The following is a 23,495-nucleotide window of genomic DNA, read 5'->3' as shown; positions in this document are numbered from 1 at the left end:
CACTGCTCGCCCGCACCGTCACCAGCCGCGGAGGTCGACCGCCCAGGTGTCGAGGACCTCGTCGCCGTCGACGACGTGCATCCGCTCGTGCAGCGCGACGGTCGGGTCGATGTGCGCCGGCACGATCCGCACCCGGTCCCCGACGACGGGCTGCGCGTCGGGTGCGAACGTGAGGTGCTCGTCGGAGCAGAACCACACGGTGCCGCCGGGCACCTCCGGGTTGCCGTGGTCCATCCCGAAGGCCTTGAGACCGGCGTCGGCGACGGCCCAGCCGGGCATCTCGCCGGCCGGTGCGGTCGTCGAGACGACGGTGGACAGCACGGTCAGCGCCTGCCGGAACGGCAGGCCTGCGGCGGTGTATGCGGTGTCCATCAGCGCGTAGGACCCGGCCTGGATCTCGGTGCACGCGGTGTTGCAGGCGGCCGTCCCGGTGCCGCCGCCGGAGATCACGTCGCCGCCGACGTCGGCGTGCGCGGCCAGGAGCCGGTCGGTGCACTCCGCGGTCAGCCGGGCCCGCTCGGCGGGGTCCGGCAGGAGCTGCAGGTGCCCCTCGTAGCCCATCACCCCGCGCACGGTCAGGCCCGTGGCGCGGGCCCGGTCGGCGAGCTCCCCGGCCCGGCCGGGGGCGATCCCGCAGCGGGGGAGCCCGATGTTGACGTCGATCAGTACCTCCGGCACGCCACCGTCCACCGCGGCCTGCAGCGTCTCGGGCGAGTCGATCGCGACCGTCACCCGGGATCCGGTGGCGGCGACGGCGCCGAGCCGGCGGGCGTCGAGCACCTCGTTGGCGAGCAGCAGGTCCGCGCCGAGCCCGGCCGCGGCCATGCCCTCGACCTCGCGGACGGTCGCGCAGGTGAAACCGTGGTGACCGTGCGCGGCCTGCCGGGCGGCGAGTGCGGTCGTCTTGTGCGCCTTGACGTGCGGCCGAAGCCGCTGGCCCGGCAGCGCCCGCGCCATGTCGGCGAGGTTCGCCTCGAGGGCGGCCGCGTCGACGAGCAGGGCGGGGGTGGTCAGGTCTCCGACGCGCACGGTACTCCCAGCACCCGGTCCAGGTAGGCGTTGCGGAACCGGCCCTCCGGGTCGAGCCGGTCGCGGAGCTCGACGAACTCGTCGAAGCGCGGGTACCGCGGGCGCAGCTGCGCCGCGGTCCGGGTGTGGAGCTTGCCCCAGTGCGGGCGTCCGTCCAGTGCGGACAGCACGGCCTCGACGGCGGCGAAGTACGCCTCGTGCGGGCGTCCACGCCGGACGTGGACCGCGAGGTAGGCGGTGTCGCGGCCGTACGCGGTGGACAGCGGGACGTCGTCGGCGCCGAGCACCCGCACCTCGACCGGGAAGGTCACGTCGCGGGCGTGCCGGTCGGCGGCGGCACGGAGCCCGGCGAACGCCTCGGGCAGCGCCGCGCGGGGCACCGCGTACTCCATCTCCAGGAAGCGGACCCGGCGCGGGCTGCAGAACACCTCGTAGGACCGCCCGACGTACTCGGCGGAGGCCATCTGCCCGGCCAGGAACGCGTTGATCCGGGGGACCAGCGGCGGGAGCAGCGCGCCGGCCCGGCAGGCCAGCCCGAACCCGGCGTTGCCCAGCAGCTCGTCACCGACCCACGCGGAGACCCGGCCGCGGCGCGGCTCGCGCGCGGTGATGCGGTCGTTCACCTTCAGAGCCGCGGTCCCGGTGTGCGGGAACCAGTAGAACTCGACGTGGTCGTGGCCGGCGGCGAGGTCGTCGAGGCCCTCCAGCACCTCGGCCAGCGGCCGCGCCGCCTCCACCGCGTGCAGGTGGAACGCGGGCACCGTCTCGAGGGTGACCTCGGTGAGCACGCCGAGCGCGCCCAGGCCGACCCGGGCCGCGTCGAACAGCGGCCCCTCGGTGACCCGCCGGACGGACCCGTCGGCGAGCACGATCTCCAGGCCGCGGACGCCGTCGGCGATGCACCGGTACCCGGCACCGGTCCCGTGGGTGCCGGTCGCGATCGCGCCGGACACGGTCTGCTGCTCGATGTCGCCCAGGTTCGGCAGCGCCCGTCCGAACTGCCAGAGCCGGCGGTTCAGCACCCGCAGCGGCACGCCGGCGGGGACGTGCACCCGGTCGCCGTCCAGCCGGATGCCCGCCGGGTCGGCCGGTGGCCGGATCGCGACCCCGTCCGGGACGCCGATCCCGGTGAACGAGTGGCCGGAGCCGAGCGCCTTGACCCGCAGCCCGGTCAGCGCGGCGGCCCGGACGGCGTCGGCGACCTCGCCGGTGTCGCGGGCCCGCACGGTACGGACCGGATGGGTGCGCTGGTTGCCCGCCCAGTTCCGCCACGCCCCCGTCACGCCGGCCAGCCTGCCGATCACCGACGAGGTGGTCAATCCGGCCGCGACCGGGGACGGCGCGGCCGGTGGGGTCTCCTCCGGACCGTCAGCGGATCGGGCGGTTCGGGGTCTGTGCCGCCACGCCGTGGCGCAGCGGCTGGTTGTTCTGCTGCTGGTCGCGGTCCTCGACCGGCGAACCGTGGTCCGGCGTGGACGCCGTCTCGGGCTGGGTGCCGGCGGGGTCACCACCGGTGGGCTCCGCGGCCCCGGAGCGCAGCTCGTCGAGCCGCCGCTCGAGCAGCTGCACGACCTGGACGCGGTCGGCGTGGCCCCGCTCGTGCTCGAGCAGGCGGGCGACACCGTCGGAGTCCAGCGTGCGGACCCGGTTGGCCAGCGCGTTCTCGGGCAGGTGGTCGTAGTCGGGGATCGGAAGGTCGTCGGTCATGCCCGGCGGGTACCTCGCGTCACGCCGGCCGAATCCTCGAAGCCGCGTGTCGCGGCGGTCACCGTGCGTGATGCCTCCGTAGGGTGAACGGCGGCCCGCCCGGCCACCGTCCGCATGGCCGGGGCCCGGAGGCGCGCCGTGACCTTCCTCCGCCGACCCCGGGAGTGCGACGCCGCCGTGATGACCAGGTGATGGGCCGTACCCACGCGTTGTCCGGTGCGGTGCTGGGGCTGGCCGTGTGCGCGGCCGTGCCCCCGCCGCCCGTGCTGGTGCCGGTGGTCGTCGCCGTGTGCGCGCTGGCGGCGTTCGCCCCGGACCTCGATCACCCGTCGAGCACGGCGTCCCGGGCGTTACCGCCGGTCACCTGGCTGCTCTGCCGGGCGATCCGGTGGTTGTCGAAGCGGCTCACCGGGATCTCGCACCGGGGGCTGTCGCACTCACCGGTGTTCGCGGCGGCGGTCGGGCTGCTCGCCTGGTGGGGCACCGGGCTCGTGCTGCCCGGCGCGACCGCGGTGTGGACGGGGGTGGCCGCCGGGGCCGGCTGCTGGATCGGGGCGATCGGGGACGAGCTGACGTCGGCCGGCAACCGGTTCGCGTTCTGGCCGCTGGCCCGGCTGCGGTGGCCGGACGTGCTCCGCTTCCGGACCGGCGGGACCGGCGAGCACGTCGTGGTCGGCGCGCTCGCGATCACCGGGGTGGCCCTGGTGACCGGCAGCTGGTCCTGGTAGGCGGGTCCCCGGTCAGCGCCGCCGGAACGTCCGGGCCGGCTTGCCGACGGTGCCCGCGCGCACCCGGCCGGTCTCCACGAGATCCGGCGCCGTGTGCCGGCGGAAGGTGTCCTTCTGCAGGGGTTCGCCGAGGACGGCCTCGTGCACCTGTTGCAGCTCGAGCAGGGTGAACTCCGCCCCGGCCAGCCCCGCGGGGTCGGGCAGCCGCCGGTAGGCCGCGCGGACGTGGTCGATCGCGGCCGCGACGACCCGCTCGTGGTCGTAGGCCAGCGGGTGGGGGAGCGGCCCGACCGGCGCGAGCACGCCCGTCGTGCCGGTGATCCGGTCCGGGGGGACGAGATCGACGTGGGCCACCGACAGCACGCGGCCCCGGGGGTCACGGTCGGGGTCGTCGAACACGGCCAGCTGCCGGGGTTCCCGGCCGGTCACGTTCACCTTGTCCCGCAACGCCCGCAGTGCGGCCTCGCGGAGGGTCTCGCGCCGGTCGACGCGCAGGAACGTCCCGGGCAGGGCCGGGCGGCCGTGCTCGTGCGCTCCCGGCCGGGCATGGACGACGACGGCGAGCCGCCCGTCCTGGTCCAGGGTCAGCAGGGCGACGTCGACCGCGACCGACGGCTGCGGGTAGTCGTCGAGCCGCCTGCCGTGCTCGTCCCTCCAGATCACGCTGGACAAGTTAGCGCACATCTGCTCTTATGGGTTAGCGCAACATCGCGCTAACGGAGGGGGTTGCCGTGGAGTCGGACCGGGCCGCGGGTGCACTGGTGGGAGCGGCCGTGGGGGACGCGCTCGGCGTGCCCTACGAGTACGGCTCGCGGCCGCTGACCGGTGCACCGGAGATGCTCGGCGGCGGGCTCGGGGACTACGCACCCGGGCAGTGGAGCGACGACACCGAGATGACCTGCGCCGTCGCCCGCGTCGCCGCGACCGGTGCGGACCTGTGTACCCCGGCGGCGCTGGACGCGGTCGCCGACGGCTTCCTGGAGTGGTTCGCCACCGGACCACCCGACGTCGGCACCCAGACCCGTGCGGTGCTCACCGGCCTGCGCCCGGGCCCGGGGTCGGCCGGGCGGATGCGGGAGCGCGCCGCCGAGCTGCACCGGCGCACCGGCCGCACCGCGGGCAACGGCTCGCTGATGCGCACCGCTCCGGTCGCGCTGGCCCACCTCGGCGACCGGGACGCGATCGTCGCGGCCGCGCATGCGGTCAGCGCGCTGACCCACCACGACCCCGTCGCCGGTGACGCGTGCGCGCTGTGGTGCCTGGCGATCGACCACGCGGTCCGGACCGGCGCCCTGGACCTGCGGTCCGGACTGGACCGCGTCGATCCGCAGTGGGCGGTGTGGGTGTCCGAATCGTCCTCGCGGGTGCCGGGCGCCTACGCGGCGGACAACGGCTGGGTGGTCGCCGCGCTGTGCGGCGCCTGGGCGGCCGTCGGGCGGGCGGAGTCGTTCGCCGGCGGCGTGGTCGCCGCCGTCGGCGGGGGCGGGGACACCGACACCGTCGCCGCGATCGCCGGGGCGCTGCTCGGGGCGCGGTTCGGGGTGTCGGCGATCCCGGGGCCGTGGCGGGACGCGGTGCACGGCTGGCCGGGTCTGCGCGGCGCGGACCTGGTCCGGCTGGGCGAGCGTGCCGCAGTGGCGCCGACAACCGGCAGCTGAGCGCTTCCCGTGGCCGCGGGCACTCGGTGCCCGGACCGCTACCTCGCGATCCGCGGCGCCGGCGAGGCGTGCGCCGGCCCCGCCACCCCGAGGAACGGCCGCACGTGGCGGGCCGTCCGCTCCAGCACCTCCCGGTGCACGGCCGCGGGCGCGGTCGCCGGCTGCGCCTGCACGATGAGCTCCCCGGCCCACGGCAGCGCGGGATCGGCGAGCAGCTCGTCGATGATCCGCCCGCTGGAGCGCCCGGGCGGCAGCGGCCGCGACAGCGCGACCCTCGGTACCCCGCGCGCGTAGGTCCAGTACCGCGCGAGATCGGGGACCACGCGGGCGTCGCCGGCCGGCGGCTTCCCGGACAGGATGCCGAGCCCCCGGTCGGCGGCCGCGTCGACGGCGGACGCGGTCGCCCACCAGGTCCGCTCCTCGGCCAGGGCGGCCGGCAGGTGCTCCAGCAGCACGTCGAGCGCGGCCACGGTCTCGGCGTGCCGGTCGTCGTAGGAGCGACCGAACCGCCGGGCAGCCGCGGGATCGGCGCCCGCGCCGATGCCGAGCTCCAGCCGCCGGCCGGACAGCACGTCGAGCACGGTCGCGTCCTCGGCGAGGCGGCGCGGATCCTCCAGCGGCAGCGCGACGACCGCGGTGCCGAGGCGGATCAGCCGGGTCCGCTCGGCCACCGCGGCCAGCAGGACCAGGGGAGACGGCAGCAGCCCGCCGAGATGACCGTCGTGGTGCTGGGCGACCCAGAACGAGTCGTAGCCGAGCTCCTCGGCCTGCACGGCCAGGTCGACGGTATCGCGGTACGCCCGCCCGGGCTCGTCCCCGGTGACGTGGGTGAGGTAGCCGAGCCGCATCCGACGCAGGCTAATGCCCCGTCCCGCCGCCCCCGACGGGTGATCATGAGGGTCGGGGGTGGACGCGCTCCGTCGCGACGAGGCTGGTGACCGCCCTCCGGTGCGGGTGCGGCGATCCGCCCCTGGCAAGATTCGTGGTGCACCGGGGCAGTAGCTCAGCGGTCAGAGCAGCCGACTCATAATCGGTCAGGTCGTCGGTTCGATCCCGACCTGCCCCACAGCAGCGCAGGTCAGCAACTTGTGATCACCGCTGACCAGCGCGTGTCCTGATCGAGCCAGACGGTGACCCCACGGAAACTGCGCCCGCGGGGTCGAGCGACGCGGCGACGGGACGGCGCGACCTCCGCTGCCGACGGGAACCCACGGCGGAATCTGAATCAAGCGGTCGAGTGCGAGATGGATCTGCCTGATTCTATGTAGAGACCTGCCGCTCAGCGGTCAGATTGCACACCGTGAGTCGGTTGTCCTGCGATGACGTGCGACGGCGCTTGCCAAATTCTATAGATACATCCACAATCCATTGCGTGACTGGCCAGCTCATCGTGGAGGGGTCGATGCCGAGGTCGACGTGGGAGAACCAGGAGCGGTCGCGCCTCCTGCACGGGCGTGGCTGTGGCGTTCCGGCGGTCGGCTCGTGAGGTCCGAGCCGAGCTACGCGAGCGGGCCGTCGGACACTCCTCTCCTCGGTGACACCATCGGGGGGCGGTTGGAGCGCACCGTGGCCGAGTTCGGAGACCACGATGCGCTCGTGGACGTGCCGACCGGGCGGCGATGGACCTATCGCGATCTCGATTCGGCAGTGAACCGCCTCGCCACCGGCCTGCTCCGGCTCGGCGTCCGCAAGGGTGACCGGGTCGCGGTCTGGGCGCCGAACGTCCCCGAGTGGGTTCTGCTGCAGTACGCCACGGCGAAGGTCGGGGCCATCCTCGTCACCGTCAACCCCGCGTACCGGTCGCACGAGCTGAAGTTCGTGCTCGCGCACGCGGGGGTCTCCGTCCTGGTCGCGGTCCAGGAGTTCAAGACGTCCGATTACGCCTCGATGATCGACGAGGTCCGGCACGACGTTCCGGACCTGCGCGAGGTCGTGCTGATCGGAAGTCCGGAGTGGGAGGCGTTGGACCGCGGCGTCGTCGACGTGGAGGCCGTTGCCGAGCGGATGGCAACCCTGGACCGGGACGACCCGATCAACATCCAGTTCACCTCCGGCACCACGGGTTTCCCCAAGGGGGCGACCCTGTCGCATCACAACATCCTCAACAACGGCTTCCTCGTCACCGAGGTCCAGCGGTTCACCGAGGACGATCGCCTGTGTGTGCAGGTGCCCTTCTACCACTGCTTCGGCATGGTCATGGGGAACCTCGGATCCATGGCGCACGGCTCCTGCGTCGTGATCCCGGCGCCGTCGTTCGATCCCGGTGCAACCCTGCGAGCCGTCGAAGCGGAGCGGTGCACGGCACTCTACGGCGTCCCGACGATGTTCATCGGGATCCTCGAGCACCCGGGGTTCCCGGAGGCGGACCTGGCGAGCCTGCGGACGGGAATCATGTCCGGCTCGCCGTGTCCCGTCGAGTACATGAAGCGGGTCGTCGCCGAGATGCACATGGACCAGATCACGATCAGCTACGGCATGACGGAGACGTCGCCCGTCTCCACCCACACCCGGGTCGAGGCCTCGATCGAACGCCGCACGTCCACGGTCGGGACCCCCCAGCCCCACGTGGAGATCAAGATCGTCGATCCGGGTACGGGACTGACCGTGCCTCGCGGTGAGACCGGCGAACTCTGCGCTCGCGGCTACCTGGTGATGCGTGGGTACTGGGAGCAGCCCGACAAGACGGCCGAGGTCATCGACGACGCCGGCTGGATGCACACCGGCGACCTCGCCGTCATGGACGACGAGGACTACGTCAACATCGTCGGGCGCCTCAAGGACATGGTGATCCGGGGCGGGGAGAACATCTACCCGCGCGAGATCGAGGAGTTCCTCTACTCGCATCCGGATATCGCCGACGTGCAGGTGATCGGGGTTCCGGACGCCAGGTACGGCGAGGAACTGTGCGCGTGGATCCGGATGCGACCGGAGCGGTCCCCGATCACCGCGCCGATCCTCCGCGACTTCTGTGCGGGCCGGCTCGCGCACTTCAAGATCCCTCGGTACGTGATCGTCACGGACGAGTTCCCGATGACGGTGACCGGCAAGATCCGCAAGATCGAGATGCGGGACCGGAGCACGCGCGAACTCGGCCTCGACGAGAACCTCCCGACGGCGTGACGGCACGGCCTCACGCACGTCGACCACGGTGACGACCGCCTCGCGTACACCCGGCCGGGTGCCGTCGCGATCGACGATTTCCAACCCAGAGGAGGCAACGATGTCGGTGTACGACCAGCGCCCGTGGCTCGCGCTGTACGACGAGGGGGTTCCGGCGAATCCGGTCCTGCCCTACGACACGGGACTGGACATGTTCGATGCGGCTCTCGGTCGTGCGCCGCACCTCCCACTCATCCACTACCTGGATGCGACGCTCACGGTCACCGACGTCGACTCCTTGTCGGCCGCGCTCGCCGTCGGGCTGGCCGACGAGTTCGGGGTCGGCCGCGGCGACCGGGTGATGATCCAGGTGCAGAACATGCCGGCCTTCGTGCTGGCGATGATCGCGTCGTGGCGTCTGGGTGCCACGCTGGTACCGGTGAACCCGATGTTCAGGGCCGCGGAGCTCGACAAGCTGGTGAGCGACTCGCAGCCACGGGTGCTCATCCAGCTCGAGTCGCTCGTGCACGATCTCGGTGCTGTCGCGGACCGCCATGATGTGCCGATCGTCAGCGCCAGCGAGCTGGACTTCGTCGGCGAGTGGCCCGACGATCTGTTCCCCGCGGTGCGCCGAAACCGACCCGCCGGGGTCAGGGACTTCGGCGAGCTGCTGGACTGCTACGCGGGACGGCGCCCCGCCGAGGTCGAGCTGAGCGCCGACGACGTGGCGTTCCTGGTGTACACGTCCGGTACCACCGGGCCGCCCAAGGGCGCCATGAACGTGCACCGCGGGGTCGTGTTCAGCTCCGAGAACTACCGGACGTGGTGCACGCTGACCACGGACGACGTGTGTCTCGGCATCGCGCCGCTGTTCCACGTCACGGGTCTCATCGCCCATATCGGGGTTTCCCTGCTGCTGCCGATGCCGTTGGTGCTCGGCTATCGCTTCCACCCGGTGGCGATCGCCCGGCTGGTGCAGCGGTACCGCGCGACCTGGGTCATGGGATCCATCACCGCCTACATCGCGCTCATGAACGAACCGCAGGTCGACGACTACGACCTCACCTCACTGTCCAAGCTGTGGAGCGGCGGGCAGGCGGTCTCGGCGGCGACGGTCGAGCAGCTCGAGGCGAAGTTCGGTGCCTACGTCCACAACCTGTACGGGCTGACGGAGGTCACCTCGGAGTCGCACGCCGTGCCCGCGACCCGTCGTGCCCCGGTCGATCCTCGTAGCGGTGCGCTCTCCGTCGGCCCTCCGGTCAGCGGATACGTCGTGCGCGTCGTGGACGAGGAAGGCGCGGACGTCCCGGCCGGTGAGGTCGGCGAGCTCGTCATGGAGAGCGACAGTGTCATCCCCGGATACTGGCGAAAGCCCGAGGAAACCGCGGACGCCATTCCCGCGGGCCGGCTCCACACCGGTGACGTCGGCTTCATGGACGCGGACGGCTGGTTCTACATCGTGGATCGGAAGAAAGACCTCATCGTCGCCTCCGGATTCAAGATCTGGCCGCGCGAGATCGAGGACGTGCTCTACCAGCATCCTGACGTTCGGGAAGCGGGAGCCGTGGGCGTTCCGGACGCCTACCGCGGCGAAACCGTCGCCGCCTTCGTCAGCCTCAAGTCGGAGGCCGCGACGACCCAGGAAGACCTGGTCGAGTTCTGCAAGGAGAGGATGGCCGCCTTCAAGTACCCGCGGATGCTCCGGATCGTCGACGAGATTCCGAAGAACCCGAACGGAAAGATCCTGCGTCGCACACTTCGCGAGTACGCGGCCGCAGCCGACCCGACCTGAGGCACCATCTCGAGGCGGTCGGCCGCGACCGCGGGCGGGATGTTCGCCATGCACGATCCCACCGCGGAACCACAGCCACGAGCCGCTACGAGAGGGGAGACCGTCGACCACGGCGATCAACGTTCATCGCGCCGTCGCCGTCGTCACCATCGACCGGCCAGCGGCTCGCAACAGCCTCGACCCCGAACACGACGAGGCGCTCGGCCGAGCGATCGCGGACTTCGAGTCCGACCCCGATCTCCGGGTGGCCGTCCTCACCGGCTCCGGGGACGAAGCCTTCTCCGCGGGGGCAGACCTGAAGACACTGATTCCTGCCTATCGGTCGGCCGTGCGTGCCGGTAAGGAGCCGCCCTGGAACTTCGGCGGATTCACCGCGACGTCCCGCACGAAACCCGTCATCGCCGCCATCAACGGCCACGCACTGGCCGGCGGCCTGGAGATGGCGCTGGCCTGCGACATCCGCCTGGCCTCGCCGAACGCGACCCTCGGCCTCTCGGAGACGAAGTGGGCGATCATTCCCGGCGCGGGGGAACCGTCCGGCTGCCACGCGCCGTACCACTCGGACTGGCCATGGAGATGATCCTGACCGGCGACCCGATCGATGCCGCCGAGGCACACCGGGTGGGGCTGGTGAACCGGATCGTTCCGCTCCCCGAGCTACGATCCACCGCCGTCGCCCTCGCCCACACGATCGCCGAGCGCGGCCCGATAGCGGTGCGTGCGGCCCGTGCCGCCGTCCTCGACGGACTCGGCCAGGATCACGACGCCGCGATGGCCCAGGAGTTCCGTCGTTTCGTCGAGTGCATGCGGACCGACGATGCCGTGGAGGATGCCACGGCGTTCGCCGAGAAGCGCCCGCCCGTGTACCGGGGGCGATGACCGCGACCGGGGCGCGGCACCCGGAACGGGACCATTGAGCGGGAGCTGCACCCCGGGCCGCCCCGCCGGGGACGGGCGACTGCGCCGCTGTCAGCCCAGCTTCGACTCGACGGCCTCGAAGCCGCCGTCGGCGTAGAGGTTGCGGACGATCTTCTTGTCGTACTTGCCGACGCCGGTCTTCGGGACCTCCCTGACGAACAGGAAACGGTCCGGGATCGACCACTTCGCGAAGTCGACTGACAGGTGCTCGCGCAGTTCGTCCTCGGTCAGCGACTCGTCGGTCGCCACCACGCAGGCCAGCGGACGCTCCAGCCACTTCTCGTCCGGGATGTTGACCACGGTCGCCTCGCGCACCTTCGGGTGCGCCATCAGGGCGTTCTCGAGGTCGATCGAGGAGATCCACTCACCGCCGGACTTGATGAGGTCCTTCGAGCGGTCCTTGAGGATCACGTAGCCGTCGGGGTCGATGGCGCCGACGTCGCCGGTGCGGAACCAGCCGTCGACCATGCTCTCGGCGGTGCGGTCGTCCTTGTAGTACTCGCTGGCGGTGAACGGCGACCGGACCCAGAAGTCGCCGACGCTCTCGCCGTCCCACGGCAGCTCGGTATCCTCCGGGCCGATGATCTTGATCTGGACCAGCGGGATCGGCTGACCCTGCTTCTGGCGCAAGGCCAGCAGCTCGTCCTCGGTCGCTCCGTCGCGCAGCGTGCTCTTGATGGCCGAGAAGCAGATCTGGGGGGTGTTCTCGGTCATGCCCCAGCCCTGGGTGATGTAGGTGCCGTACTGCTCCTCCCACCATTGCATGATCGCCTTGGACGGCGCCTGGCCCCCGAGCCAGATCGTCGTGAGGCTGCTGAGGTCCCAGTCCCTTCCGGAGGACACGACGGCGTCCCGCATCAGCGTGCCGATCGTGACCGCGGCGTTCATGCCGGTGATCTTCAGGTCCGAGATCATCTGCACGTAGTCGATCGGCTGCGGGTGCACTCCGGGGAGGACCAGGGTGCTGCCCTGCAGCAGGGCCGTGTGCGGGATGTTCCACCCGTTGCAGTGGAACATCGGGGCGACCTCGAGCCAGACCTGGTCCTCGCTCATGCCGAGCTTGTCGTGCATGGCCAGGCACATCGCCTGCAGGACCATGCCGCGGTGGCTGTAGACGACGCCCTTCGGGTCGCCGGTGGTCGCCGAGGTGAAGCAGATCGCGGCGGCGTCGTGCTCGTCGAACTCGGGGAACTCGTACCGGTCGGACTCGCCGGCGATCAGCTCCTCGTAGGCGTGGACGTTGCTCAGCCGGGTCTCGGGCACCGTGTCGCCGAAGACCACGAACGCCTTGACCGTCGGGATCCCGAGGTCCACCAGCTCCTCGACCACGGACAGCTGGTCCGGATCGAAGAACAGCACCTGGTCCTCGACGTGGTTGATCGTGTAACGCTGCTGCTCGGGGAACAGCCGCAGGTTGACCGTGTGCAGCACCGCCCCGGTGCCGGGCACGGCGAAGTAGGTCTCCATGTGCCGGTAGTGGTTCCAGCCCAGCGTGGCGACCCGGTCGCCGTGCTCGACCCCGAGCTTGCCCAGGGCGTTGGCGAGCTTGCGGACCCGCCGGCCGTACTCGCGGTAGGTGTAGCTGTGGTACTGGCCGTCGCCGAGTCTGGTGATGATCTTCTTGTCATGGAAGAGCCGCTCGGTGCGCCACAGCAGGGAGCTGAGCAGTAGCTGGCGGTCCATCATCAAGCTCTCCATCGAGCAACCTCCCGAAGTGTGACCTGCACCTCGGCGACTATCTCTATAGAATCTGAAAAAGTCAAGCGAGCGGTCGGCGTGGCCCGGCTCCCGGGAGCGGTGGTTCGCCGGTCCAGATTCGCCGATGCGAGGTCCTCGCGCGGGGCTCGTGCACACCGTGGACCGCGATCGGCGGTGAAGGGCGGTGCATCCTCGTCGCCCGTGTGGGTGTGGCGACCCATGCCTGCGTTGACATGATTCTATGGAATATGGAACGGTCGGCTATGGCCCAGATCACTGGCCGGGCCGGGGACCGTCGGGATCGCAGTAGCGGATCGAGCTCGACACGGAACGGCGGACCGCAGCACCTACCACAACGACGAGGAGGTTCAGGACGTGGCAGATGACAAGATCAAGGTGACGATCCTGCCGACGGGCACGATGCACGCGGACCTGACGTGGCTGTTGATCGACCCGTCGCGGATGGCGACTCAGCAGAGCCCGGACAAGAAGAAGGACTGGGTCGAGGTTCCGACTCATGCCGTCTTCATCGAGCACCCTGACGGCAAGAAGCTGCTGTGGGACACGGGGGTGCCCCGGAACTGGGAAGAGCGCTGGGGGCCGACCGGCCTCGACCAGTTCTTCCCGGTCGACGCCACGACCGAGGACATGTGGCTGGACTCCCGCCTCAAGCAGCTCGGGCTCGAGGCGGGCGACATCGACTACCTCCTGCTCTCGCACCTGCACCTCGACCACGCCGCCAACGCCCAGTTCTGGAACGGCACAGACACGACCATCGTCGTCGACGAGGCCGAGAAGGAGGGCGCGTTCAGCTTCGACGGCTACAACAAGGGCGCTCACATCAAGTCCGACTACGACGGCCTCGAGCTGACCACCATCAACGAGGACACCGAGATCCTCCCGGGGGTCACGCTCCTGCGCACCCCGGGCCACACCTGGGGGACGCTGTCGCTGCAGGTGGACCTCAAGGACACCGGGACGATGATCTTCGCCTCGGACTCGCTGTACCGCAGCGAGAGCTTCGGGCCGCCCCCGATCGCGGCCGGCATCGTCTACGACACCGTGGCCTGGTTCAACTCCGTGGAGAAGATCCGCAGCATCCAGGAGAAGACCGACGCCCAGGTCGTCTTCGGCCACGACCCGGTGCAGTTCACCGAGCTCAAGCTGGGCCCGGGCAACTCCTACACCTGATCGGCACGGCCCCGGGCCGGTGCGACATGCCATCCGCCGGTCCGGGGCCGGCTCGCGGACCCGGCGACCTCCGAGCCCTGCCTCATCACCGACGACCCGCTGGAGCGGGTCGTCGGTCGTCTCGCCGTGAACGACGTCCCGATCATCGGCGGCCCGTCGATCGGACCGGGGCTCTTCAGGCACCATCCGGTCGGTCTGCACCTGGGGTTCCTGATCGAGGTCGGCGCCTACCGACGGCAGGTTCGGCTTGCGTATCCGGGGCGTCCTCGCTGTCACCGCAAGGACAAGGATTCTGCAGAAAACATGCAGAAGCGGACATGAATTGCAGATCGGCTGCCGTTCCAGTCCTCGGGCCGGTCGGAGGCCTGGGTTCGATCCAGGTGGGCAGGCGGCAACCCGTGACCCGGCTCCCACCGGACGGCGACCTCGCCGTCCGCGTCCGCCGCCGAGCGGAGCGGCGCTGTTGCCGTTTGTCATCTTCTATAGAATCGCTGCGTACGAGTTCGTCCGCCCCGACGTTCTGCCGGGTCGGCGATGCCGCCGTCGCGCGGCGAGAAGGAGCGAGCAATGACCGTGGAGACCGAGAAGCTCTATCGCTCCGGTGCCTGGGTGCCGAGCACCGGCAGCGGCACGATTCCGGTGGTCGATCCGAGCACCGAGGAGGTCATCGGCGCGGTGCCGGAGGGCACCGTGGACGACGTCGAGGAGGCTGTCGCGGCCGCCCGGGAGGCGTTCCCGGAGTGGGCCGCGACGACGCGACCGGAACGTGCCGAGTACCTGCGCCGGCTGCACGACGGCTTGGCGAAGCGGGCGGAGGAGATCGCCGAGACGATCTCCAGGGACGTCGGTACCCCGATGCGGATCTCGAGCCGGATCCAGGCGGCGTTGCCGCAGACCGACGTCTCGACCTACGTCGAGATCCTCGAGGGCGACGAGCCGGAGGAGAAGGTCGGCAACTCCCTCGTCGTGCGGGAGCCGGTCGGTGTGGTCGCGGCGATCACCCCGTGGAACTACCCGTTGCACCAGATCACCGCCAAGATCGCACCTGCCCTCGCGGCGGGATGCACCGTCGTCCTCAAGCCGAGCGAGGTCGCGCCACTCGTGGTGCGGCACCTGTTCGAGGCGATCGACGAGGCCGGCTTCCCGGCGGGCGTGATCAACTTGGTGCACGGTACCGGCCCGGTCATCGGTGAGGCGCTGGCGACCCACGCCGACGTCGACATGGTGTCGTTCACCGGGTCGGTCCGGGCCGGCTCCCGGGTCGCGGAGCTGGCCGCGCGCACGGTGAAGAAGGTGACCCTCGAACTCGGCGGCAAGTCCGCGAACGTCCTGCTCGACGACGCCGACGTCGCGGGCGCGGTGAAGATGGGTGTGGCCAACGCCTTCCTCAACGGCGGCCAGACCTGCACCGCCTGGACCCGGCTCGTCGTCCCCGCCGACCGGCAGGACGAGGTGCTCGAGCTGGCCAAGGCTGCCGCCGAGGGCTTCGTCCCCGGTGACCCGCTCGACCCCAGGACCAAGCTGGGCCCGATGGTCTCCGCCGCCCAGCGCGAACGGGTCCGCGGCTACATCCGTACGGGCATCGAGGAGGGTGCCCGGCTCGTCACCGGTGGAGCCGATGCTCCGGAGGGCCGGACGACGGGCTTCTACGTGGCACCCACGGTGTTCGGTGACGTCGACCCGGACTCGACCATCGCCCAGGAGGAGATCTTCGGGCCGGTGCTGTCGGTGATCCCCTACCGGGACGACGACGAGGCGCTGGCGATCGCCAACAACTCCGAGTACGGCCTGCACGGTGCGGTGTGGTCGGCGGACCAGGATCGTGCGCTGGCCTTCGCCCGCAGGGTGCGCACCGGGCAGATCGACGTCAACGGTGGGGCCTACAACGCGTTCGCGCCGTTCGGCGGCTACAAGCGCTCCGGCGTCGGCCGGGAGATGGGCCGGCCCGGGCTCGAGGAGTACCAGGAGATCAAGTCCATCCAGCTCTGAGCACGGCCGGGCACGCGCCGGCGGAGAGGTGCGTGCCCGGGTCCCGCCACGGGGCGCCGCCGTCGCCCCACCCACACCCGAGCACCGGGCCGCGCCGGCCGAGACCCGGGGCAGGGTGAGGCGCCCGGCCCGCCGGACCGGGCGCCTCACCCTCGTGGGTCGATCAGTGCTCGTGGACGATCAGGCCGCGGATGTTGTGCCCGGCCAGCAGGTCGTCGTAGCCCTGGTTGACCTGGTCGAGGGCGTAGGTCCGGGTCACCAGGCCGTCGAGCTCGAGGTCACCGGTCCGGTAGAGCCCGAGCAGGTGCGGGATGTCGGTGGTCGGGTTGCAGTCACCGAAGAGGCTGCCGCGGATCGTCTTCTTCCACAGCGTCGCGACGGTGCCGGACACCTCGATGGTCCTGGTGTCGAAGTCTCCCAGCGCGACCAGGACCACCACCCCGGCCTTGCTGACCGCGTCGAACGCCTGTGAGACCACCTCGGAGGTCATCGTCCCCACCGTCACGATCGCCTTGGCTGCACCCACTCCGCGGGTGAGTGACGACGACAGCTCGCGGGCCTCGTCGGCGGTCCCGACCGCATGCGTGGCACCGAACTGGCGGGCTGCCTCGCGCTTGGTCGCCACCGGATCCACTGCGATGACGTTGACCGCGCCCGCGTGCCGGGCGCCCTGCACGGCGTTGATTCCGATCCCGCCCGTGCCGTAGACGACGACGGTCTCACCGGCCCGGACGTCGGCGGCGTTCACCGCCGAACCCCACCCGGTCGGCACGCCGCAGCCGACGAGTGCGGCCTTGTCCAGCGGCAGATCGGGCTCGATGCGTACCGCCGAGGTCTGATGGATCACGCCGTACTGGCTGAAGGTTCCGAGCATGCACATCGCCCCGTAGCGCCCGGCAGGCCCCGACAGCGGCCAGCTCTCACCCGGGAGGAAGCCGCGCATGATGTTGGCGCCCATGTCGCAGATCGCCTGCTGCCCGGTGGCGCACCAATGGCAGTGCCCGCAGCTCGGGATGAACGAGCAGACCACGTGGTCGCCCGGAGCGACCCGGGTGACGCCCGGGCCCACGTCCTCGACGACGCCGGCGCCCTCGTGCCCGAGCACGAGCGGCAACCAGCCCTTCATGTCGCCCTGCATGACGTGCAGGTCGGAATGGCAGAGCCCGGCGTGGGTGTAGCGGATGAGAACCTCACCCTCACCCGGCGCCGCGACATCGAGCTCGACCAGCTCGAGCGGCCTTCCGGCCTCGTGGATGACCGCCGCGGTCGTCTTCATCGTTCCTCGCTTCGTTGATCGGCCGGGCGGGTGGTGGGAGGGGCGCCGCCGGTCACGTGGCGGAACTCGTGGAGCCGGGGCCCGTGCGGCGATCCCGGCTGGCCTCCGCGGCCGCTGTCGTGGCGTCCTTGGTGGTCGCGGCACGTGACGCGAGTTCCTTGTAGGTCAGCGGACGGCGCTCGAAGCTTCCCTCGTGCGCGGCGACCGCATCCCGGTGCTCCTTGTGCTCGGGGTGGCGGGACTCGAACTCCTGGCGAGCGTCCATCTGACGTCGCCAGTGCGTGATCGTGTCCCGGTCGCCGTTGTTGACGCCCTCCCACGACTGCGGCGCGGTGGACATGGCCGCCGGAGGCGTGGCGCGACCGTGCATCGCCGGTGATGGGGGACGGCGGTGGGTGGCCGCTCCGCACGCCGGGCAGCCCGGAGCGGGGGAGCTCCAGGACGGCACCATCATCTCGAAGCGGGCCCCGCAGGAGCACGCGTAGTCGTACAACGGCATGGCCGACTCCTTCGTCAGTTCGCTCGCCCGTGGCGATTCAATCTATAGAGATTATGGTCTAGTGCAAGGTTGTGCGGCTGCTCGGCCCTGGCCGCGATCCGATCGCCGACCAGGGCTCGGCCGGGCAGCAGGCGGCTCGACGTGCCCGTCGGCGGGAAGCGCGAAGGCAGCACGGAGGTGGTCGCGGCGGCGGCCTGTCGGCGCGCCCGAGAGGGTTCCGTGGCCAGGGGCGAGGTTGCTGTTCTCCGACTGTGCGTCGACGACGTCGGGATGTCACCTCGACCCCGGTGAACACCGGGGCGACCGGGCCGATACGCCGAGCGCCGGAACCGGTGTCCGGGGCCCGTGACGGCGGGACGGGTCGGGTGACCGGACCCGGCCGGCTCGGTCGGGTCCGACACATCCGTGTGATCCATGTTCCTCCGCATCGTCGCGCCGGTTGATCGACGCGTGACTGGAGAATGATTGTATAGAATCTAGCGCGATCATGCGAGGCTGTCGGGACGATGCAGCGACCTCGGGCAACGGCCGGCGCCCCGGGCGAGACAGTCGGGCCGCCGGGACGATCAGCGAGCCGGAGGGGATCCCGGAGCGGGCCGGTCCCGGCGGCCGGGGAGTCGCGAGCCGGCGCGGCGGGAGACGTCAGCCAGGTGCGATCGCATCCTGTCCGGCGCCGCCTCGTGGTCCTCCACGAGCACGCCGCGCTCCATGAGGTGGTCCGCGAGGAGATCGGCCACGTTGTGGATGTGCGCGGTCATGGCTGCGCCGGCGGTGGTGGCGCTGCGTCGCTCCAGGCTGCGCAGGATGAGCAGGTGGTCGTCCGGGGCCGCGGTCGACCAGTGCGGGACGCTGCTCCAGGACCGGAACGGCGCGTAACGGGTGGTTGACTTGAGCAGCCAGCGCAGCTTCGGCGCGTCGGCGGCCACGTTGATGACGCGGTGCAACCCGATCTCGATCGACTCGGCGCCGACGCCGTCGCCCTCCTCGAGTGCCCTGATCAGGTCCTGCTGCATCTGCTGGAGGAGCTCGAGGTCCTGGTCGGTGAGGAGCGGAGCGGCGCGCGAGGTGAGCTCTCCGGCGAAGTGGGCCTGTGCGTCGTAGAGATCGAGGAGGTCCTGTCGCGTCATCGGGACGACCTGGAACCCGCGGCCGGGATGGAAGGACACCAGACCCTCGCCGTGCAAGGACATCAGTGCTTCACGGACCGGGGTGGCGCTGACCCCGAATCGCGATCCGAGATGCTCGGTCCGCAACCACGAGTGGCCCTTGGCCTCCCCATTCATGATCAGCTCGCGGATGAGGCGCGCGATCTGCGGGCTGAGCCGCTCGCCCGGATCGAGTGAGGGGCGATGGCTGTCGGAGGGAGTGCCCTCGCTCATGTGCGGTGTCGAATCCTCTGACGTGTCGGCCGGCAGTCACAGGTACGGTACCTCGTCCGTCCACGCGAGTTGCTGCGCCGACGACTGTCGGCTCCGCTATCGGGTCCGGGAGAGGATACCCGCGCCGGGCACGGTGGAGCTGGCGATCCCGAACTTGCGGACGCGACCGCCGTTGAATCCGGGGCCTCCGACCGGACGCCGTCCAGGCCACCGGATCGTCGGTGTCACCGCGAGAAGCCGCGGAGAGCTCGTGACCCGGTCGCGGGTCAGGGGGCGGTGTAGCCGCCGTCGATGGTGAGCATGCTGCCGCTGGCCCAGGACGCGTCCGCGGAGGCCAGGAACGTGGTGGCCTTGGCGACGTCTTCGGCGTAGCCCAGGTCCGGCCACGGAGTCTTCGAGTGCAGGACCTCGTTGAGTTCCGGGTCGTCGATGAACGGCCGGACCATCGCGGTGTGCAGGAAGCCAGGGCAGACCGCGTTGATGTTGATTCGCTCCGGGGAGAAGTCGACTGCGAGCTGGCGGGTCAGGTTCACCACGGCGCCCTTGGCGGTGCAGTAGGCCGGCTCCATGGCCAGGCCGACGAGTCCACCGATGGAGGCGATGTTGACGATGCGGCCGCGGGTGCCGTCGACGACGTCCTGCCGGCGCATCTGCGTGATCGCGGACTTGCAGCCCAACCACACGCTCTTGCAGTTGACCAGCATGGTCTTGTCGAACTCCTCCTCGGTCTCGTCGACGATCGTGTGCAGGCCCGTGAAGATGCCCGCGTTGTTGACCATGATGTCGAGGCGTCCGAACGCCTGAACCGCGCGGTCGACGACGGCCTGGACATCGTCACGCTTGCCGGCGTCGGCGTCGAGGTACTCGGCCTTGCCGCCGTTGGCACGAATGATGTCATCGGTGTCCTGGCCGAGGTTGTCCTCGTAGCCGCCGTCGAGCGCGTTCTTGCGGATGTCGGAGCAGACGACGTTGGCGCCTTCGGCGGCCAGGGCGAGGGCGATCGCGCGGCCGTTGCCGGAGCTGGAGCCGGTGACGGCGGCAGTCTTTCCTATCAGTCGAGCCATGAGGTGTCCTTCCTGCGCGCCGCGTCGAGCCGCGACGCTCCTGGGTGCCAAGTGGGTCAGACGGAGTAGCGGCAGAGGGTCTCGCCACCGTCGATGCGGATCAGGTCGCCGTGGATGTAGCTGGACTCGTCGGAGGCCAGGAACACGGCCAGGTCGGCGATGTCGGCGACCTCGCCCCAGCGCTTGAGCGGGACGGACTCGACGAAGAAGTCGTCGAAGCCCTTGTCGTCGAACAACTTCCGGGTCAGCGAGGTCTTGGCGAACGTGGGGCAGATCCCGTTGGTACGGATGCCGTCTCGGCCGTACTCGATGGCCAGGCAGCGGGTCAGTTGGGCCTGAGCACCCTTGGAGATGTTGTAGACCGACTGGGACGGGTGGCCCTGCAGCCCGGCTGTCGAGACCAGGTTGATGATGTTGCCGCCGTCGCCCTGGGCAAGGAACTGTTTGATCGCGGACTGGGCGCCGAAGAAGCTGCCCTTGCAGTTGACGTCGAAGCAGGCGTAGAGGTCCTCGACACCGAACTCGTGCACGAGCTTGTCCCGTCGATAGACGCCGGCGTTGTTGACCATTACGTCCAGACGTCCGAAGGTCGAGACCGTGGTGGCGATCAGGTCGTCGACCTGCCCGGCGTCGGTGACGTCGCACTGCACGTACGTGGCGGTTCCGCCGTGCTTCTCGATCTCCTGCACGGTTGTGATCGAGCCGTCGGTCTCGAAGCCGCCGGCGTTGGCGTCCTCGTGTACGTCGCTGACGACGACCTTTGCGCCCTCTGCCGCGAACGCGACGGACATGCCGCGCCCGAATCCGGATGCGGCCCCCGTGACGACGATGACTTTGTCCTGCAGCCGATCAGGCATCGTTTCTCCCTTTGGGTTGTTCACTGTCGGACGACGACTTCGACAGGGCCGGTGAGGATGGTGACCCCTGCCTGAGCGAAGTTGTCGAGGTCCGCGACCGCCGCCTGCCCCGCCGGCCCGCTGAGCGCGGCGTTGAGTGCGTCCTCCGAGTCGAAGGTCAGAACGGCGACCAGGTGCGCTGCGGGCGGCCCGCCGTCCGGACCGGGGCCGGGCCGGTGGATCGTGAAGCTCCGCAGACCGGGGAACATCGCCGCCAGGGGCGCGTGGACCTCGTCGTCGTGTCTGTCGAACGCGGCCGGATCAACGGGCGGTGCGTAGATCGCGGTGAGCTGGTGGGCCACCGGTCGTCCTCACCCGTTGAGGTGCTGGACGAACCAGTCCGTGGCGGGCTCGGAGGACTCCTCGAATCCGTTCACGTAGGCGTCGAAATGACCGCCCGGCAGAACCACCAGTTTCTTCGGCTCCCTGGCGTTCTCGAACGTGCCGATCGCGAGCTCGGTCGGCGTGAGTACATCGTTGCGCGCGACGAGCATCAGCAGCGGGGTCGGCGCGATCCGCGAGATGTAGGAGCCGGGCTCGTACTCCGAGAGCATCTCCACGGTGCGCAAGGTGACCTCGTTGCGCCAGGAGGGGGCGCGCTGCTCGTGGGTCTCGGTGAACCACTGGTAGGAATCCGGCGTCGGCAACGCCGAGGGGCCGAGGGGGTCCTTGTCGACCACCGGCACCATCGCCGGGGCCTCGCCCCGTCCGCGGGCCTCTCGGTCGGCGTCGAACATCTCGCGGAAGCCGCCGATGAAGTCCGACCGCACCAGAGATCGGATGTTCTCGTGGCCGGACACGAGCGGCACCTGGGAGACGACGGCGCCGACCCGCTTGTCGATGGCGGCGACGACCAGCACGTGCCCGCCGGAGTAGCTCGACCCCCACACGCCGACCTTGGTGCGATCGACCTCGGGCAGGCTCTGCGCGTAGGTGATGGCGTGGCGGTAGTCACGGACCTGCTGAATCGGGTCGATCTCCTGGCGCGGCTCACCGTCACTGGCGCCGAAGTTGCGGTTGTCGAACACCAGGACGTTCAGCCCGGCAGCAGCGAACGCTTCCGCGTACTTGTCGAGGTACATCTCCTTCACAGCTGAGAAGCCGTGCGCCATCACGATCACCGGAGCCGCCGTTCCGGTTCCCTCGGCGGGATAGAACCAGCCACGCAGGATCACGTCCTCGCCGGTGAACTCCACGTCACGTCGAGCCATCGCCCGTACCTCCAGGGTCGGATCCGTCGGCCCGGGGAGGCGCCCGCTCACCCCTGAGCCGCTGTGACCCCAGTCTCGTGTGAGCGGCGGCCGCCACGTTGAACGCGCGCGCCATCTGGTCGAACAGATACGCCACGACGGTCCACGGACAGCAGCCGCGTCACCGTCGGGCTGCTGCCCGGTAGTCGCTCGGGGTCGAGCCGTAGTGCGCCTTGAACAACCGGCTCAGGTGGCTGGTGTCGGAGAAGCCGTAGCGGTGCGCGATCGAGGCCACCGGCCGGTCGGTGTCGGCCAGTTCCTCCCGGGCGCGGGCAAGTCGGCGTACACGGACCACCTCGTTCACCGTCTGCCCGGTGGCGTTGAAGATCCGGTTGACGGTGCGTACCGAGACGCCATGGGCCTTCGCCAACCGGGCTGTGGAGATGGTCGGGTCGTCGACGAGGTGGCGCTCGATGTAGCGGTCCATCGCAGCCCGCAGGGCCGGTTGGCCGGCCTTCGATTCCGGAACGTTGCTCCCCGTCCGCAGTGCCCCGATGAACAGTTCCAGCGTGGCGTTGCGCGCGGCACTGACTCCGGCAGGGTCCAGGTCCGGCAACGCCGCGCTGAGCGTGTCCAGGTATGACGTCAGCAGTCGCGTAGCCGGATTCCGACCGTCCAGCATCACGCCGCCGGTCACCTGCGCACGGCCCACGACCTCGTCCAGTGCCGCCCGCGGGATGAGCAGACTCCGCTTGGCCAACGGCTCCAGAACGGCGAACCGTGCAGACTTCGAGCTGTCCCACACGACCGCGTCACCGGGCTGCAGCCCCGCCTCCGCCTCGCCCTGAGCAACCGTTTCTCGGCCGGCCCGGTTGATCAGAACAACGACGAACTCGCCGTCGGTGTCGGCCATGTCCCGTCGCGTCCGGGTACCGGAGCACGGCCCACACGTGCAGTCCACCAGCGCCAGGTCATCGATCCACCACCGCTGCACCGTCGCCTCGAACACGGCCGGCCCGGGCACCTGGGGCGGAACCGTGACAGTCCACGGCAGGTGAGTCGCCGAGAGCATCTGCCGCCATTGGTCCACCACGATTGACCTGTCACGGTCCGTGCTCCAGAACTCCGCGGCTACACGCATGCGACCTCGTCTCCCACGTCTCTGTGCGGCGACGTCGGGAGCAAGGCTAAGTGCGTGTCCGGTGGAACGGCCAGCCCGCTGGCCCCGACGGGGCCCGGACACCATCCCGAGACGGCATGGACGGACGTAGAACGTCGACGCCATCCTGCTGAACGAGTGCGCCATCCCAGCCGCATCGCCGACCGCGTCAAGGCGGCCCGGACGCGGTCGGCACCGGGCGGCTGGTCGTCGTCGGCGACGA

General features: G+C 70.5%; 21 protein-coding genes, 1 tRNA gene and 1 pseudogene. 9 read left to right on the top strand and 14 right to left on the bottom strand.

The features are described from left to right. Positions 1 to 18: 18 nt before the first annotated feature. The 3 genes from H7X46_RS18870 to H7X46_RS18860 form a co-directional block, all read right to left on the bottom strand. The gene (locus tag H7X46_RS18870; RefSeq protein ID WP_186360663.1) at positions 19 to 1,029 is read right to left on the bottom strand and encodes an alanine racemase; all 1,011 of its coding nucleotides are present in this window, start codon (positions 1,027 to 1,029) and stop codon (positions 19 to 21) included. Beyond that, entirely contained in the window at positions 1,011 to 2,333 is a 1,323-nt protein-coding gene (locus H7X46_RS18865; protein WP_370588849.1) for a D-arabinono-1,4-lactone oxidase, read from the bottom strand. The genes H7X46_RS18870 and H7X46_RS18865 overlap by 19 nt, the downstream gene beginning before the upstream one ends. A gap of 64 nt (positions 2,334 to 2,397) precedes the next feature. After that, complete coding sequence (locus tag H7X46_RS18860; protein WP_186360662.1) at positions 2,398 to 2,736, bottom strand: hypothetical protein; 339 nt, start codon at positions 2,734 to 2,736, stop codon at positions 2,398 to 2,400. 191 nt (positions 2,737 to 2,927) lie between these two features. On the opposite strand from H7X46_RS18860, the gene H7X46_RS18855 reads away from it, so the two are divergent. Next, complete coding sequence (locus tag H7X46_RS18855) at positions 2,928 to 3,464, top strand: metal-dependent hydrolase (protein WP_186360661.1); 537 nt, start codon at positions 2,928 to 2,930, stop codon at positions 3,462 to 3,464. A gap of 12 nt (positions 3,465 to 3,476) precedes the next feature. Here H7X46_RS18855 and H7X46_RS18850 read toward each other — a convergent pair whose 3' ends face one another. After that, entirely contained in the window at positions 3,477 to 4,127 is a 651-nt protein-coding gene (locus H7X46_RS18850) for a hypothetical protein (RefSeq protein WP_222131358.1), read from the bottom strand. Between the two features lie 68 nt (positions 4,128 to 4,195). Here H7X46_RS18850 and H7X46_RS18845 point away from each other — a divergent pair, with 68 nt between their 5' ends. Further along, positions 4,196 to 5,122: an ADP-ribosylglycohydrolase family protein gene (locus H7X46_RS18845; RefSeq protein ID WP_186360659.1), complete on the top strand. Its 927-nt coding sequence runs from the start codon at positions 4,196 to 4,198 to the stop codon at positions 5,120 to 5,122. Between the two features lie 38 nt (positions 5,123 to 5,160). On the opposite strand, the gene H7X46_RS18840 is transcribed toward H7X46_RS18845, so the two are convergent. Beyond that, the gene (locus H7X46_RS18840) at positions 5,161 to 5,970 is read right to left on the bottom strand and encodes an LLM class flavin-dependent oxidoreductase (protein WP_186360658.1); all 810 of its coding nucleotides are present in this window, start codon (positions 5,968 to 5,970) and stop codon (positions 5,161 to 5,163) included. Between the two features lie 144 nt (positions 5,971 to 6,114). Here H7X46_RS18840 and H7X46_RS18835 point away from each other — a divergent pair. From H7X46_RS18835 to H7X46_RS30795, 4 genes and pseudogenes are all read left to right on the top strand, one after another. Beyond that, positions 6,115 to 6,188, top strand: a tRNA-Ile gene (locus tag H7X46_RS18835). Between the two features lie 416 nt (positions 6,189 to 6,604). Then, on the top strand, positions 6,605 to 8,242 hold the full coding sequence (locus H7X46_RS18830) for an AMP-binding protein (protein WP_186360657.1): 1,638 nt from the start codon (positions 6,605 to 6,607) through the stop codon (positions 8,240 to 8,242). A 28-nt stretch (positions 8,243 to 8,270) separates the two neighbouring features. Continuing rightward, positions 8,271 to 10,013 (top strand): class I adenylate-forming enzyme family protein, encoded by a 1,743-nt coding sequence (locus H7X46_RS18825; RefSeq protein ID WP_370588848.1) that lies wholly within the window; start codon positions 8,271 to 8,273, stop codon positions 10,011 to 10,013. A gap of 55 nt (positions 10,014 to 10,068) precedes the next feature. After that, positions 10,069 to 10,892, top strand: a pseudogene (locus tag H7X46_RS30795) (enoyl-CoA hydratase/isomerase family protein). Positions 10,893 to 10,982: 90 nt separating this feature from the next. Here the strand turns inward: H7X46_RS30795 and H7X46_RS18815 are convergent. Beyond that, on the bottom strand, positions 10,983 to 12,629 hold the full coding sequence (locus H7X46_RS18815; RefSeq protein ID WP_186360656.1) for a long-chain fatty acid--CoA ligase: 1,647 nt from the start codon (positions 12,627 to 12,629) through the stop codon (positions 10,983 to 10,985). Between the two features lie 375 nt (positions 12,630 to 13,004). Between H7X46_RS18815 and H7X46_RS18810 the strand changes: the two genes are divergently transcribed. From H7X46_RS18810 to H7X46_RS18800, 3 genes are all read left to right on the top strand, one after another. Further along, entirely contained in the window at positions 13,005 to 13,820 is an 816-nt protein-coding gene (locus H7X46_RS18810) for an N-acyl homoserine lactonase family protein (RefSeq protein WP_186360655.1), read from the top strand. Positions 13,821 to 13,946: 126 nt separating this feature from the next. After that, on the top strand, positions 13,947 to 14,141 hold the full coding sequence (locus H7X46_RS18805; RefSeq protein WP_186360654.1) for a hypothetical protein: 195 nt from the start codon (positions 13,947 to 13,949) through the stop codon (positions 14,139 to 14,141). 246 nt (positions 14,142 to 14,387) lie between these two features. Further along, entirely contained in the window at positions 14,388 to 15,809 is a 1,422-nt protein-coding gene (locus H7X46_RS18800) for an aldehyde dehydrogenase family protein (RefSeq protein WP_222131357.1), read from the top strand. 163 nt (positions 15,810 to 15,972) lie between these two features. Here H7X46_RS18800 and H7X46_RS18795 read toward each other — a convergent pair whose 3' ends face one another. The 8 genes from H7X46_RS18795 to H7X46_RS18760 form a co-directional block, all read right to left on the bottom strand. After that, positions 15,973 to 17,085, bottom strand: coding sequence for a Zn-dependent alcohol dehydrogenase (locus tag H7X46_RS18795; RefSeq protein WP_186360653.1), 1,113 nt, complete (start codon positions 17,083 to 17,085; stop codon positions 15,973 to 15,975). A gap of 52 nt (positions 17,086 to 17,137) precedes the next feature. After that, a complete protein-coding gene (locus H7X46_RS18790) occupies positions 17,138 to 17,584 on the bottom strand; it encodes a zinc ribbon domain-containing protein (protein ID WP_186360652.1) in 447 nt (148 codons plus the stop codon). A 566-nt stretch (positions 17,585 to 18,150) separates the two neighbouring features. Next, the gene (locus H7X46_RS18785; protein ID WP_186360651.1) at positions 18,151 to 18,963 is read right to left on the bottom strand and encodes a GntR family transcriptional regulator; all 813 of its coding nucleotides are present in this window, start codon (positions 18,961 to 18,963) and stop codon (positions 18,151 to 18,153) included. Positions 18,964 to 19,229: 266 nt separating this feature from the next. Further along, positions 19,230 to 20,027 (bottom strand): SDR family NAD(P)-dependent oxidoreductase, encoded by a 798-nt coding sequence (locus H7X46_RS18780; RefSeq protein ID WP_186360650.1) that lies wholly within the window; start codon positions 20,025 to 20,027, stop codon positions 19,230 to 19,232. 56 nt (positions 20,028 to 20,083) lie between these two features. Beyond that, entirely contained in the window at positions 20,084 to 20,884 is an 801-nt protein-coding gene (locus tag H7X46_RS18775) for an SDR family NAD(P)-dependent oxidoreductase (protein ID WP_186360649.1), read from the bottom strand. A gap of 20 nt (positions 20,885 to 20,904) precedes the next feature. Then, positions 20,905 to 21,225 (bottom strand): EthD family reductase, encoded by a 321-nt coding sequence (locus H7X46_RS18770; protein ID WP_186360648.1) that lies wholly within the window; start codon positions 21,223 to 21,225, stop codon positions 20,905 to 20,907. Between the two features lie 9 nt (positions 21,226 to 21,234). After that, complete coding sequence (locus H7X46_RS18765) at positions 21,235 to 22,119, bottom strand: alpha/beta hydrolase (protein ID WP_370588847.1); 885 nt, start codon at positions 22,117 to 22,119, stop codon at positions 21,235 to 21,237. A 175-nt stretch (positions 22,120 to 22,294) separates the two neighbouring features. Continuing rightward, entirely contained in the window at positions 22,295 to 23,254 is a 960-nt protein-coding gene (locus tag H7X46_RS18760; protein ID WP_186360646.1) for a helix-turn-helix domain-containing protein, read from the bottom strand. Positions 23,255 to 23,495 lie beyond the last annotated feature (241 nt).

Origin of the sequence: Pseudonocardia sp. C8, assembly GCF_014267175.1 — a bacterium.
Taxonomy (GTDB): domain Bacteria; phylum Actinomycetota; class Actinomycetes; order Mycobacteriales; family Pseudonocardiaceae; genus Pseudonocardia.
This window is presented reverse-complemented; position numbering and strand designations above follow the sequence as displayed.